12 protein-coding genes are annotated in these 13044 nt (G+C 74.2%); 4 read left to right on the forward strand and 8 right to left on the reverse strand.

Going from position 1 to position 13044, the window contains the following annotated elements; translation table 11 throughout:
* Positions 1–37: 37 nt before the first annotated feature.
* Both lpdA and ACIBCJ_RS15985 read right to left on the reverse strand, forming a co-directional pair.
* On the reverse strand, positions 38–1426 hold the full coding sequence (lpdA, locus tag ACIBCJ_RS15980) for a dihydrolipoyl dehydrogenase (protein WP_166661916.1): 1389 nt from the start codon (positions 1424–1426) through the stop codon (positions 38–40).
* Between the two features lie 440 nt (positions 1427–1866).
* Positions 1867–3399: a leucyl aminopeptidase gene (locus ACIBCJ_RS15985; protein ID WP_362101908.1), complete on the reverse strand. Its 1533-nt coding sequence runs from the start codon at positions 3397–3399 to the stop codon at positions 1867–1869.
* A gap of 251 nt (positions 3400–3650) precedes the next feature.
* Between ACIBCJ_RS15985 and ACIBCJ_RS15990 the strand changes: the two genes are divergently transcribed.
* Positions 3651–4445, forward strand: a complete 795-nt coding sequence (locus tag ACIBCJ_RS15990) for an endo alpha-1,4 polygalactosaminidase (protein WP_362505551.1) — start codon at positions 3651–3653, stop codon at positions 4443–4445.
* 31 nt (positions 4446–4476) lie between these two features.
* Here the strand turns inward: ACIBCJ_RS15990 and ACIBCJ_RS15995 are convergent, their stop codons facing one another.
* A complete protein-coding gene (locus tag ACIBCJ_RS15995; RefSeq protein WP_362101914.1) occupies positions 4477–5259 on the reverse strand; it encodes an adenosylcobinamide-GDP ribazoletransferase in 783 nt (260 codons plus the stop codon).
* A 60-nt stretch (positions 5260–5319) separates the two neighbouring features.
* On the opposite strand from ACIBCJ_RS15995, the gene ACIBCJ_RS16000 reads away from it, so the two are divergent.
* Entirely contained in the window at positions 5320–6060 is a 741-nt protein-coding gene (locus ACIBCJ_RS16000; RefSeq protein WP_362101917.1) for a hypothetical protein, read from the forward strand.
* Positions 6061–6311: 251 nt separating this feature from the next.
* Here ACIBCJ_RS16000 and cobT read toward each other — a convergent pair whose 3' ends face one another.
* Positions 6312–7385, reverse strand: coding sequence for a nicotinate-nucleotide--dimethylbenzimidazole phosphoribosyltransferase (gene cobT / locus ACIBCJ_RS16005; RefSeq protein WP_365980132.1), 1074 nt, complete (start codon positions 7383–7385; stop codon positions 6312–6314).
* Between the two features lie 273 nt (positions 7386–7658).
* On the opposite strand from cobT, the gene ACIBCJ_RS16010 reads away from it, so the two are divergent.
* Positions 7659–8354 carry a class I SAM-dependent methyltransferase gene (locus ACIBCJ_RS16010; RefSeq protein WP_362101923.1) on the forward strand — a complete coding sequence of 232 codons (696 nt, stop codon included), beginning with the start codon at positions 7659–7661 and terminating at the stop codon, positions 8352–8354.
* On the opposite strand, the gene ACIBCJ_RS16015 is transcribed toward ACIBCJ_RS16010, so the two are convergent.
* Positions 8343–9542: a bifunctional adenosylcobinamide kinase/adenosylcobinamide-phosphate guanylyltransferase gene (locus tag ACIBCJ_RS16015; protein ID WP_365980133.1), complete on the reverse strand. Its 1200-nt coding sequence runs from the start codon at positions 9540–9542 to the stop codon at positions 8343–8345. The two genes, ACIBCJ_RS16010 and ACIBCJ_RS16015, sit on opposite strands and share 12 nt — an antisense overlap.
* Before the next feature lie 244 nt (positions 9543–9786).
* Here ACIBCJ_RS16015 and ACIBCJ_RS16020 point away from each other — a divergent pair, with 244 nt between their 5' ends.
* On the forward strand, positions 9787–10035 hold the full coding sequence (locus tag ACIBCJ_RS16020; RefSeq protein ID WP_362101929.1) for a hypothetical protein: 249 nt from the start codon (positions 9787–9789) through the stop codon (positions 10033–10035).
* Between the two features lie 88 nt (positions 10036–10123).
* On the opposite strand, the gene ACIBCJ_RS16025 is transcribed toward ACIBCJ_RS16020, so the two are convergent.
* From ACIBCJ_RS16025 to ACIBCJ_RS16035, 3 genes are all read right to left on the reverse strand, one after another.
* Positions 10124–11212 (reverse strand): trypsin-like peptidase domain-containing protein, encoded by a 1089-nt coding sequence (locus tag ACIBCJ_RS16025; protein WP_365980134.1) that lies wholly within the window; start codon positions 11210–11212, stop codon positions 10124–10126.
* A 287-nt stretch (positions 11213–11499) separates the two neighbouring features.
* The gene (locus ACIBCJ_RS16030) at positions 11500–12201 is read right to left on the reverse strand and encodes a methyltransferase domain-containing protein (protein ID WP_362102339.1); all 702 of its coding nucleotides are present in this window, start codon (positions 12199–12201) and stop codon (positions 11500–11502) included.
* 83 nt (positions 12202–12284) lie between these two features.
* Positions 12285–12923 (reverse strand): DUF3043 domain-containing protein, encoded by a 639-nt coding sequence (locus tag ACIBCJ_RS16035; protein WP_362505575.1) that lies wholly within the window; start codon positions 12921–12923, stop codon positions 12285–12287.
* Positions 12924–13044: the final 121 nt, after the last annotated feature.

Consider the following 13044-nt stretch of genomic DNA (forward strand, 5'->3'; position numbering starts at 1 on the left):
CGGAAGTCTGTGTCGTCGCGCCCGAAGACCGAAGCGGTCAGTCGTGCATGTGGAGCGGCTTGCCGGCCAGCGCCAGGTGGGCCTCGCCGAGCGCCTCGTTCTGCGTCGGGTGGGCGTGGATGAGCTGGGCCACCTCGGCGGGCAGCGCCTCCCAGTTGTAGATCAGCTGCGCTTCGCCGACCTGCTCGCCCATGCGGTCGCCGACCATGTGGACGCCGACCACGGCACCGTCCTTGACCTGCACGAGCTTGATCTCGCCCGCGGTCTTCAGGATGCGGCTCTTGCCGTTGCCGCCCAGGGGGAACTTGATCGAGACGACCTTGTCCGCGCCGTAGACGTCCTTGGCCTTGGCCTCGGTGAGACCGACGGAGGCGACCTCCGGGTGGCAGTACGTCACCCGCGGCACGCCGTCGTAGTCGACCGGCACGGTCTTCAGGCCGGCGAGCCGCTCCGCCACCAGGATGCCCTCGGCGAAGCCGACGTGCGCGAGCTGGAGGGTGGGGACGAGGTCACCGACGGCGGAGATGGTCGGGACGTTGGTCCGCATGTACTCGTCGACGAGGACGAAGCCGCGGTCCATCGCGACGCCGTTCTCCTCGTAGCCGAGGCCCTGCGAGACCGGGCCGCGGCCGATGGCGACGAGCAGGACCTCGGCCTCGAACTCCTTGCCGTCGGCGAGGGTGACCTTGACGCCGTCCTGGGTGTACTCGGCCTTGTCGAAGAAGGTGCCCAGGTTGAACTTGATGCCCCGCTTGCGGAAGGCGCGCTCCAGGAGCTTGGAGCTGTTCTCGTCCTCGACCGGGACGAGGTGCTTGAGGCCCTCGATGACCGTGACCTCGGAGCCGAAGGACTTCCACGCGGAGGCGAACTCGACGCCGATGACGCCGCCGCCCAGCACGATCGCGGACTTCGGCACGCGGTCCAGCGTGAGGGCGTGGTCCGAGGAGATGATCCGGTTGCCGTCGATCTCCAGGCCCGGCAGCGTCTTCGGCACGGAGCCGGTCGCCAGCAGGACGTGACGGCCCTGGACGCGCTGGCCGTTGACGTCCACCGAGGTGGGGGAGGACAGCCGGCCCTCGCCCTCGATGTAGGTGATCTTGCGCGAGGCCACCAGGCCCTGCAGGCCCTTGTACAGGCCGGCGATCACCTCGTCCTTGTACTTGTGCACGCCCGCCATGTCGACGCCCTCGAAGGACGTCTTGACGCCGAACTGCTCGCTCTCGCGGGACTGGTCGGCGACCTCACCCGCGTGGAGCAGGGCCTTGGTGGGGATGCAGCCGTTGTGCAGGCAGGTGCCGCCGAGCTTGTTCTTCTCGATCAGGGCGACGTCCAGGCCCAGCTGCGCCCCGCGCAGGGCCGCGGCGTAACCACCGCTGCCACCGCCGAGGATCACTAGGTCGAAAACGGTGCTGGCGTCGTTCGCCACGTCACGTCCTCCATGCATGTGCGCCACGCCGGTCTCCAGTGACCGGTCGGCGGCTGGTGTCCGGCCGCTCATTGTTCTCGGCCCTATGGGTGGGCCCTGTCCTGCCGGGCTCCATCTTCGCACTTGTAAGAGGCGAACGAGACGTGGGGCCGGGGTGTGAGACGCCCCACGTTCAGGTGAGCGGGGTTCGCCCTGCCCGGCGCAGGGACGGCCGACCGAGCGGACAGCTCTGCTCGGCCGACGCCGGGGACACCCCCGCCCAGGGGCGCGGGGCTGTGCCGATGTGCGGCTCCGCCGCGCGGGCGCGACGGCCGGGGGGTCGGGTCCCTCTCGGCCGACGCCGGGGACACCCCCGCCCAGGGGCGCGGGGAACGGCGCGACGAGCCACGACGGACTCGCAGCCGCGGTACCACCCGCACCCCCGGACTCTCAGGCGTACGTCATCCGAGGTCGCCGAGGGCAACCCGCTCGGCGACCCGCACCAGCGTCCGCACCGCGGTACCCGTGCCGCCCTTCGGCGTGTACCCGAACGGCCCGCCCTCGTTGAAGGCCGGACCCGCGATGTCCAGGTGCGCCCAGGTGATGCCCTCGCCCACGAACTCGCGCAGGAACAGCCCGGCCACCAGACCGCCGCCCATCCGCTCGCCCATGTTCGCGATGTCGGCGGTCGGCGAGTCCATGCCCTTGCGCAGGTGCTCCGGCAGCGGCATCGGCCAGGCCGGCTCGCCGGACTCCTCCGCCGCCTCGTGCACCGCGGAGCGGAACGCGTCGTCGTTCGCCATGATCCCGTACGTCCGGCTGCCCAGCGCCAGCATCATCGCGCCGGTCAGGGTCGCCACGTCGATGATCGCGTCCGGCTTGTCCTGCGAGGCCGCCCACAGCGCGTCGGCGAGCACGAGCCGGCCCTCGGCGTCGGTGTTGAGCACCTCCACCGTCTTGCCGCTGTACATGCGCAGCACGTCACCCGGGCGCGTCGCGGAACCCGAGGGCATGTTCTCGGCCAGCGCCAGCCAGCCGGTCACGTTGACCTCCAGGCCGAGGCGCGCGGCGGAGACGACCGCGGCGAACACGGCGGCGGCACCGGCCATGTCGCACTTCATCGTCTCGTTGTGCCCGGCCGGCTTCAGCGAGATGCCGCCCGAGTCGTAGGTGATGCCCTTGCCGACGAAGGCCAGGGACTTCTTCGCCTTGGGCGAGGTGTACGACAGCTTCACCAGCCGCGGACCCGACGCCGAACCGGCGCCGACGCCGAGGATGCCGCCGTAACCGCCCTTGGTGAGCGCCTTCTCGTCGAGCACCTGCACCTTGATGCCGTGCTCCTTGGCCGCGGCCTGCGCCACCGCCGCGAACGCCTCCGGGTTGAGGTCGTTCGGCGGGGTGTTGACCAGGTCGCGGGCGCGGTTCAGCTCCTCGGCGACGGCCACGGCACGCTCGATCGCCGCCTTGTACGCCTTGTCGCGGGGCTTGCCGCCGAGCAGCACGGCCTCCGCCAGCGGGGCCTTGCCGTTGCCCTTGGCACCCCTGGCCTCCTTCGCGGACTCCTTGTACGCGTCGAAGGAGTACGCGCCGAGCAGCAGGCCCTCGGCGACGAAACCGGCGTCGGCGGCCTCGGCGAGCGGCAGCGCGAAGGCCGCCTTCTTGGCGCCGGCCAGGGCGCGGGCGGCCGCGCCGGCGGCCCTGCGCAGCGACTCCGGGTCGAAGCCGGCGTCCTTCTCGGGCTCGGCGCCGAGACCCACCGCCACCACGACGGGCGCCTTGAAGCCGGCCGGAGCGGGCAGCTTCGTCACCTCGCCCTCGGCGCCCGAGGCACCGAGGGTCTCCAGGACGCCGGCGAGCCGGCCGTCGTACGCCTTGTCCACGGCCTCGGCGCCCGGGGCGACGGCCGGGCCGCCTGCGCCCTTGGCGACGCCGATCACGATCGCGTCGGCCCGGAGACCGGGCGCCGCGGCGGTGGAGAGAGTGAGAGCAGTCACGGTGGTGAATTCTCGCTTCCGTATGAAGTCTGGTGTGGCCGAATGCGGGTGGGTCGACCGGGCCCGACAACCGACCCTAGATCCCTCCTGCGATGCGGTCCTCGCCTGGGCAGGCGAACACTCGGCACGAGCCTACGCTCGCCCCGGGCCGCGCCCCCTCCCGCGGGCCGCGGTTTCCGCCCGGAGACGCGGATGGGAGATCATTGCCGGGGCACGACCGCCCGCCCCGACCTCACTCTGGAGCAACGCCCGTGAGACGCCCGGTCCTGTCGACAGCCCTTCTCCTGCTGCTGCTCGCGGGCTGCACGTCGGCGCCCGACGACGACGGTGACGACGGCGGGGCCGGCGGCCACTGGCGGCCGACGCCGGGCACCGCCTGGCAGTGGCAGCTCAGCGGCAGGCTCGACACGTCCGTCGACGTACCCGTCTACGACATCGACGGCTTCGACCACGACGAGGCCGCGGTCGCGGGCCTGCACGAGGACGGACGCAAGGTGATCTGCTACGTCTCCACCGGTGCCTGGGAGGACTTCCGGCCCGACGCCGAGACGTTCCCGGCGGCGGTGCTGGGCAAGGGCAACGGCTGGGAGGGGGAGCGGTGGCTGGACATCCGTGCGACGGACGTCCTGGAGCCGCTGATGGCCGAACGCCTGGACATGTGCCGGGAGAAGGGCTTCGACGCGGTCGAGCCGGACAACATGGACGGCTACAGGAACGAGACCGGCTTCCCGCTCACCGGCGACGACCAGCTCCGCTACAACCGGCTGATCGCGAAGCTCGCCCACGACCGGGGGATGGCCGTCGGCCTGAAGAACGACCTGGACCAGATACCGCAGCTGGTGGACGACTTCGACTTCGCCGTCAACGAGCAGTGCGCCCAGTACCGGGAGTGCGGCGACAACCAGCCGTTCATCGACGCCGGCAAGGCGGTCTTCCACGTCGAGTACGAGCTGCCGACGGAACGCTTCTGCGCCGACTCCCGTGAGCTGCGGCTCAGTTCGATGCTGAAGAAGTACGAACTCGGGGCGTGGCGCGAGGCCTGCTGAACCCCTCGGTCCCGGGCCCCGTCCTCGCGGCTCAGCCCAGGACCAGGACGACCAGCGCGGTCGTGGCCGCCGTCTCCGCCACCCCGCCGAAGACGTCGCCCGTGACGCCCCCGAAGCGGCGCACGCAGTGCCGCAGCAGCAGTTCGGCGGCCGCGACCGCACCCACCACGGCGAGCGCCGTGCGCAGCGCGTCGTACGGGCCCAGGCCCGCCCCCGCCGCCGCGCCGGCCAGGGTGACGGCAGCCGCCACGGCCCGTGCCCCGCCGACCGGGACCACCCCGGCGACCGCGGCACCCAGTCCCTCCGGACGGGCGGCGGGCACCCCGGCCCGGGCCGCCGTCGTGAGCGCCAGCCGGGCGGCCGTCGCCGACACCACCGCGGCGAGCGCGCCGCGCGCCCACGAGCCGTCGTAGGCCTGCGCCAGGGCGGCCACCTGGGCGAGGAGCGTGAACAGCAGGGCCAGCACGCCGAACGGTCCGATGTCCGACTGCTTCATGATCCGCAGGGCGTCCTCGGCGGGCTTGCCGCTGCCCAGCCCGTCGGCGGTGTCGGCCAGCCCGTCCAGGTGGAGTCCACGCGTGAGCAGGGCGGGCACGGCGGCCGTGGCGACCGCGGCGAGCAGACTCCCGGCGCCCAGGAACAGCAGCAACAGCCCGGTGCCCGCGGCGGCGACGCCGACGGCCAGCCCGGCCAGCGGCGCGCAGAGCATGCCGCCGCGCGCGGCGTCCCGGTCCCAGCGGGTCACCTCGACCGGGAACACGGTGAGGGTGCCGAAGGCGAAACGGAGACCGTCGGGGGAGGGGGTCCTGAGCACCGGCGCAGACTACCCGGCGGTCGGCGAGGCATTGACGCGCCCCGGGGATAAAGTGCGCATATGGGAGATTGGTGGCAGCGCAACATCATGGAACCGGGCAAGCTGCCGCTGCTCCTCGCCTTGGGCGCCTTCGTGCTGACGTTCGTGATCACCCGGGTCGTCACCCGGCTCATCAGGGCCGGCAAGGGCCCCTTTGGCAACGTCGAGACGGGCGGGGTGCACATCCACCACGTGGTCCCCGGGGTCGTGCTCACCGTCGTCGGCGGCTTCGGCGCGGTGGCGGGCGGCCGGCACGGATTCGGGTCCGCGCTCGCGGCGGTGGTCTTCGGGGTGGGCGCCGGGCTCGTACTGGACGAGTTCGCGCTGATCCTGCACCTGGACGACGTCTACTGGACCGAGGCGGGCCGCAAGAGCGTGGAGGTCGTGGTGCTCACCGCGGCCCTGGTCGGACTGGTCCTCGCCGGCTTCACGCCGTTCGGGGTCGACGGGTTGTCGCAGGACGAGATGCAGGACCGCGTGAACGTCGCCGCGACGGTCGCCGGGAACTTCCTCTTCTCCCTGCTCTCCCTGGCCAAGGGCAAGGCGCGGCTGGCCGTCTTCGGGGTCATCGTGCCCGTGATCGCCCTGGTCGGCGCGGTCCGCCTGGCCCGGCCGGGCTCGCCGTGGGCCCGCCGCTTCTACGCCCGCCGCCCCCGCGCCCGCGCGAGGGCCCGCCTGCGCGCCTACCACCACGACCGCCGCTGGACCGGCCCCCGCCGCACCGTCCAGGACTGGATCGGCGGCCGCCCGGACCCTCGTTGACCGGGCGTCACCCCGGCGCCCAGCCGCGAACGGCTGCCGCGCCCCCGGCTGCGGGCAGTGATGCCGCCCCCCGGCTGCGGGCAGTCGTGCCTCCCCCAGAGGGGGCACCCCAGAGGGGGCACCCCCAGGGCGGCACGGGTGGGCGCTGGGGGTACCTCCCAGGCCGTTCCGTCACCGGGGGAGGCACCCGGTCAGCGCCGGGCCACGCGCCCCCCGCGCCCGCACCCATGCCGGGTCACCGGGCAACCCGTTCACTCGTCGACTGCCGCAACCTCGCCGTCGGAGACCTCCGGCAGCTCCGCCGCCAGCGACGCCGCCGCCTGCACCAGGGGCAGGGCGAGCAGTCCACCGACCCCCTCGCCCACCTTCACGCCCTGCGACAGCAGCGGCTCCAGGGCCATCCGGTCGAACGCCTTGGTCTGCCCCGGCTCCCCGCTGTCGTGCGCGGCCAGCCACCAGTCCGGCGCCCGGAAGGCGACCCGCTGCCCCACCAGCGCGCACGCGGCCGTCACCACCCCGTCCAGGATCACCGGCATCTTCCGCACCGCGCTCTGCAACAGGAAGCCCGTCATGGCGGTGAGGTCCGCCCCGCCGACCGTGGCGAGGAGCTGCAACTGGTCGCCGAGGACGGGCCGCGCGCGGCGCAGCGCGTCGCGGATCGCCGCGCACTTGCGCATCCAGGCCAGGTCGTCGATCGGCAGCCCGCCCCGCCCGGTGACGACCGACGCGTCCGTCCCGCACAGCGCCGCGACCAGGACGCCCGCCGCCGTCGTACCGCCGACGCTCACGTCGCCGAGCACCACCAGGTCCGTGCCCGAGTCGGCCTCCTCGTCGGCCACCGCCATGCCGGCCCGGAAGGCGGCCTCCGCCTCCTCCAGGGTCAACGCGTCCTCGACGTCGATGCGTCCGCCGCCGCGCCGCACCCGGTGTCCGGCCACCTCGGCCGACAGCGTCGCGGGGTCGCAGTCCAGCGCCATGTCGACGACGCGCACGGGCACGTCCAGGCGCCTGGCGAGCACCGACACCGGCCGGCCGCCCTCCAGCACCTCGCGCACCAGCTCACCGGCGCCGCCCGCGGGCCGCGCGGAGACGTCCAGCTCGGCGACCTTGTGGTCACCGGCGAAGAGCACCACCCGGGGCCGCACGACGGGCCGGACCGGTACCGCGGACTGCGCGGCCGACAGCCACTCGCCCAGGTCGTCCAGGCGGCCCAGCGATCCGGGCGGGACGGCCTGACGCTCCCGGCGCGCCTCCGCGTCGCGACGCACCCCGCCGTCGGGGCGCTCGATCAGGTCGGTGAAGTCGTCGAGATTCAGCGAGCTCATTCGCCGAACAGTACCGGCCCCGGTCCCACCCGATTAAGGGCCCGTGGGCAGCGCGCCCGGGCTGCGTCGTTGCGCACCGGAACGCGATCACCTACGTAACGTTTTGCCAGGAATGTCGTACGCCTCGTACGCCCTTCGTACGTCCTCGTCTCGCGTCGGGAGCCGCCCGTGTCCGGACCCTCCAGCCCCTCGGTGCCCCCGCTCCCCCCGGTGCCCCCGGTTCCCCCCGCCCCGCCGGTGCCGCCCGTTGCTCTCGCCTCCCCGGTGCCCGCCGTGCCTCCCGTGCCTCCGTACGGGCCCTACCGGCAGGACTGCCCGTGGTGCGGCTCGCGGCGGCTGCGTGCCCGGCTGCGCGGTGACGGGCCGCGGCAGGGCGCGCCCCACCGGTCGCCGGTCGAGCGGTGCTCGGACTGCCGGCACGTCTTCCGCAACCCCCCGCTCACGCCCGGCCCCGAGCACCCCCTGGTCCGGGCCGGGGTCCGGCTGAGACACGGGCTGGCCGCCCGCGCCGTGCTCCGCCGCTGTCCCGCGCCGGAGAGCTGGCTGGACGTCGGCACCGGGGACGCCGACTTCCCGCTGACCGCGCGCAGGCACTTCCCGTACACCTCGTTCGACGGCCTCGACCCCACCCATCGCGTGCTGCGGGCCCGGGCCCTGGAGCGGGTGGAGGAGGCGTTCGTCGGGCGCCTGACGGACCGCCACATCGCGGCCCGGCTGCGGGAGCGCTACGACGTCGTCAGCCTCTTCCAGTACCTGGAACGCGTTCCGGACCCCCGGGCGGAGCTGCGGGCCGCACTGGGGGTGCTGCGGCCCGGCGGACACCTGCTCGTCGACGTGGCCGACCCGCGCCGCCTGCTGCCCGTGCACCCGTTCGGCCTGAACGCCGAACTCGTCGCCCGGGGCTGCACGGTCCTCACCGGCGCCCGCGCCCGGCGCGTCATCGCGCGCAAGGACGCCTCAGCCGCGTAGCACCAGCGCCTGGCCCGCCACCACGAGGAGCACCTGCTCGCACTCGCCCGCGAACGCGGCGTTCAGACGGCCCAGTTCGTCGCGGTAGCGGCGGCCGGACGCCGTGGCCGGGACGATGCCCGAGCCCACCTCGTTCGACACCGCCACCACGGTGCGCCGGGTGGCGCGGACCGCCTCCGTCAGCTCCCGCACCCGGTCCCTGAGCGCCCGTTCGCCGCCGCCGGCCCACTCCGCGTCGTCCCACGCGCCGACCGCGTCCATCGCGTCCGTCAGCCAGAGCGACAGGCAGTCGACGAGGAGGGGCGGCCCCTCGTCCTTCAGCAGCGGCACCAGGTCGCACGTCTCGACGGTGCGCCACGACCCCGGGCGCCGCTCCCGGTGCGCGCCGACCCGGGCCGCCCACTCGGTGTCGCCGCCCCGCGTGCCGCCGGTGGCCACGTAGACGACGTCCGGGAAGGACTCCAGCCGGCGCTCGGCCTCCACCGACTTGCCCGACCGGGCGCCGCCCAGGACGAGGGTGCGCCGCGGTACGTCGGGCACGTCCTCGTACGAGCCCACCGCCAGCGTCGTGCCGTCCGGTACCGCCCGCGCGCCGGCCGCCGCCAGCCGCCGCGTCAGCTCGGGGCCCGGCGGCGCATCGTGGTCCAGGTGGACGGCGACTACGTCCGTCGTCGGGCCCACCGCGCCCACCGCGCGCAGCCTCGCGAGCGCGTCCGGCCGCCCCACGACGTCCGCGAGGACGAGGTCGTACGGTTCCGCCGGCGCCTCCAGACCCGCCGGAGCGCCGCCCGGGGGCACGTACAGGAACCGCCCGCCGTCCGGTCCCGTCACCGCGTAGCCGGTGCCCGGCGCGTCCAGTGCCACCGCCCGCACCCGGTGCCCGGTCAGCAGCGCCAGCTCCCGCCCGTCCGGCACCCGGCCCGGCTGCGGCAGCCCGGCCGGGACCTCCACGGCGGGGCCGTCGTGCGGGTGCGAGAGGAGCACCTGCCGTACGCCGGCCAGGGAGTGCCCGGCCCGGGCCGCGGCGAACGCGGCACCGGGCGTCAGGTCGAGCAGCAGCGCACCGTCCACCAGCAGCGCGGTCGCCGCGCGCGCGTGCTCGCCCTGCGCCGCGGCACAGGCCGCGCAGGGGCAGTCGGGGCGGGGCAGTCCCGCCGGGGCACCGGTGCCGAGCAGAGTGACGTCCACGCACCGATTTTCACCGGTCGCCCGGCGACGTGCGCGCCCGAGTCCCCCGAGGGCGCGCGGCGGGCCCCGACCGCCGTCACCGGAAGCCGTGTCCGGGCCGGTCTCCGCGCCCCTCGGCCCCGGACCGGGCCCGGCTTGTCCCAGGGTCTTCCACGGTGCGCCCGGCTCAGCGCATAGGCTGCGGGCGGGGGCCGGACCAAGATCCGGCTTCCGCTCTGCATGTGCTCACATCTTGGAGGCGTACATGGCGGCATGGACGTGGCGGTTCGAGACGGCCGACGGGACGGAGGTCCAGCCCGCGGTGCAGCCCGAGGAGTTCACCACGCAAGGGGACGCCGAGTCCTGGATCGGGGAGCACTGGAAGGACCTTCAGGAGGGCGGCACCGACCAGGTGCGGCTCTTCGAGGACTCCACCGAGATCTACGGCCCGATGAGCCTGCACGCCGAGGAGGCGGAGGCCGAGGCGGAGGCCGAAGCCGAGTCCGGGGCCTGAGTGGTCAGGGTGCGGGCGGGGGCGGCTTCGCCCCCGCCGGCGCTCGCCCCCGTCGGTGCTCACCCCGACCCCTGCCCGACCCGCCCCGTCACTGCTCGCCCAGCGTCACCTCGGCGGTGTGCTCCGCGCCGTCCCGGGTGTACGTGACCTTGGTCCGGTCGCCCGGCCGCATCGACGCCAGCGCCTCGGACAGCGAGGTGATGGTGGTGATGTCCGTGTCCCCGAGCCTGACGATGACGTCCCCCGACCGCAGCCCCGCCGCGTCCGCGGCCCCGCCGTCGCTCACCTCGACGACGGCCGCCCCGGCCGGCCGGTAGGAGCCGTCGACGACCGTGCGGGCGGTGATGCCCAGCGCGGCCCGGCCCGAGTCGGTGACCTTGCCGCTCTCGATGATCTGCCCGGCCACCGTCGTCACCATCGACGCCGGGATCGCGAACCCGATGCCGGGCGCCGCGCTGTCCCCGAGGCCCGGGTCGGTCGCCGCCAGCGTCGGGATGCCGATCACCTGACCGTCCAGGTTCACCAGGGCGCCTCCGCTGTTGCCCGGGTTGATGGCCGCCGACGTCTGCACCATGTTGGCGATGGTCGCGCCCGTGCCGCCCCCGCTGCTGCCCTCCGTGACGGTCCGCCCGGTCGCCGACACGATGCCCTGCGTCACGCTGGAGGACAGGCCGAGCGGCGAGCCCATCGCCAGCACGATCTGCCCGACCGCGACCTTCGCGGAGTCCCCGAAGCGGGCCGCCTTCGTCCCCTCGGGCACCCTGTCGAGCTTGATGACCGCCAGGTCCTGCTCCGGGTAGGACGAGACGAGCTTCGCGCCCAGCGCGCCCTCGTCGCGGGCGGTCGTCACCCGGAAGGACTTCTCGTCCCCGACGACGTGCGCGTTGGTGACGACGTGACCCTTGTCGTCGTACACGACCCCCGACCCCAGCGAGTCGCCCGCCTGGATCTGCACGACCGACGGCAGTACGTCCTTGATCACCCGCTCGTAGTCGGCCTGAAGGTCATTGGCGGCGCGCGGCACCGCGGCCTGCGCCGTGTCACCCTCCCGTGCGCTCCCCGCACCCCGGTCGGTCCCCGCCCCGGTGCCGGAACACCCGGCCGACAGCGGCAGGAGGCAGGCCAGGACGGCGATCGGGGCGAGCAGCCGGGACAGACGGGCGCGGGAAGTGTCCATGGCCCGAGTCTCACCGCGCCCCGGGCCCCCGGCCCCCGGTGAACCCCCGAACGGGCGCCGGGACGGAACCGGACGGAACGGGGAGCGGACCGCGCGCGGTCGGTCAGGGCAGCGGCCGGGTCACGGAAGGGTCTGCGGCCCGAGTGCACGGACGAAGCCGGCGAAGGCCCGCAGCGCCGTGCCGGCTGCTCTCCGCCCGCGGGCGACGCCGGGAAGGGCCGGGCGGTTCCGCACGCACCGGACCCCGCACGCACCGGACCCCGCTGGGGTCGGCTCAGGCCGGCTTCCTAGCCCCGTACCCCGCACAGGTGCAGCAGGGCCGCGACCGCGCGGTACGGGTCGGTCCGGCCGGCCCGTTCCTCGGCGGCCAGCAGGGTCTCCAGGTCGTCCGGGGCCGGGGCGCCGTCGGGTGCCGTGTCCGTGAAGACCCGGACGCCGTACCAGGTGTGCAGCGGGGCGCCGATGCCCGCGAGCTTCGCCGTCAGCGTCGCCAGCCGGTCCGCGCGGACGTCCAGGCCCAGGCGGTTGCGGTAGTTCGTGGTGTCGAAGGAGGCCAGCGAGCCCGCCCAGTCGCCGTGCAGGCCGGGGCGCATCGCCAGCGCGTCGCCGTTGCGCACCACGAGCGACAGCAGGCCGCCGGGCGCGAGCATCCGGGCCAGCCCCGCGAGCAGCGGATCGGGCTCCTCGACGTACATGAGCACGCCGTGGCACAGCACGACGTCGAAGCTGCCCGGCAGGAAGTGCACGCCGGTGTCCCGGCCGTCCCCCTCGACGATGCGCATCCGCTCCCTGATGCCCTCCGGCTGCCCGGCCAGGGCGTCGCGCGCGGTGGCGATCATCGTGGGGTCCCGCTCCACGCCAGTCACCTGGTGCCCGGCCCGAGCCAGCCGCAGCGCCTGGGTGCCCTGGCCCATGCCGACGTCGAGCACGCGCAGCCGCCTGCCCACGGCGAAGCGCCCGGCTATCTGCTCGTCCAGCTGCCGGGCCACCATCTCCTGCCGTACGACGTTGCGAAGCCCGGACAGTCCCGCTGTCCAGGCCTCGGCCGCGCCCCCGGCGAACGGTGTGGTGCTCAGGGCCGCTCCCCGCGCTTGACCTGGGGCTTCGGCAGCCGGAGCCGACGCATCTGGAGCGAGCGCATCAGCGCGTAGGCGACCGCGCCGCGCCTGCGCTCGTCCGGGAAGCGCTCGGCGAGCCGCTTCTTCAGCCGGAAGCCGCTGACGATCGAGTCCAGCACGATCAGGACGATGACGACGAGCCACAGCAGCAGCGCGATGTTCTGCAACGAGGCCACCCGGACCATGCTCAGCACGAGGATGATCACGGCCATCGGCAGGAAGTACTCGGCGATGTTGAACCGCGAGTCGATGAAGTCGCGCGCGAACTTGCGGACCGGGCCCTTGTCCCGGGCCGGCAGGTACCGCTCGTCGCCCTTCGCCAGCGCCTCGCGCTGCCGGGCCATCGCGGTGCGCCGCTCCTCGCGCTGCCGCTTGGCGGCGTCCTTGCGCGTGGTCGGCGTGTGGGCGACGCTGCGGCGCTGGGACTGGGCCGCACTGCGCTTGGGCGTCGGCCTTCCCTTGGGGGCCTGCGGGTCACGGGGCTGCTTGGAGTCGGTCACCTGCGCGCTGACGGCGCTCGGGGCCTTCTCATCCTTGGCACGGCTACGGAACACAAAACCCAAGGGTACGGGGTGCCGGGGTGTGGACCCCAGTCCGGTGGGGAACGATCCGGCAACGCCGGACGTCTGTAAGGGGACAGAGCGGAAGTACGGAGCGGATGGTGCGCACAGTCCCGGACACCGGAACTTTCCGGACAACCGCGGGGAGCACCTA

Origin of the sequence: Streptomyces sp. NPDC051136, assembly GCF_044455745.1 — a bacterium.
Classification (GTDB): Bacteria; Actinomycetota; Actinomycetes; order Streptomycetales; family Streptomycetaceae; genus Streptomyces.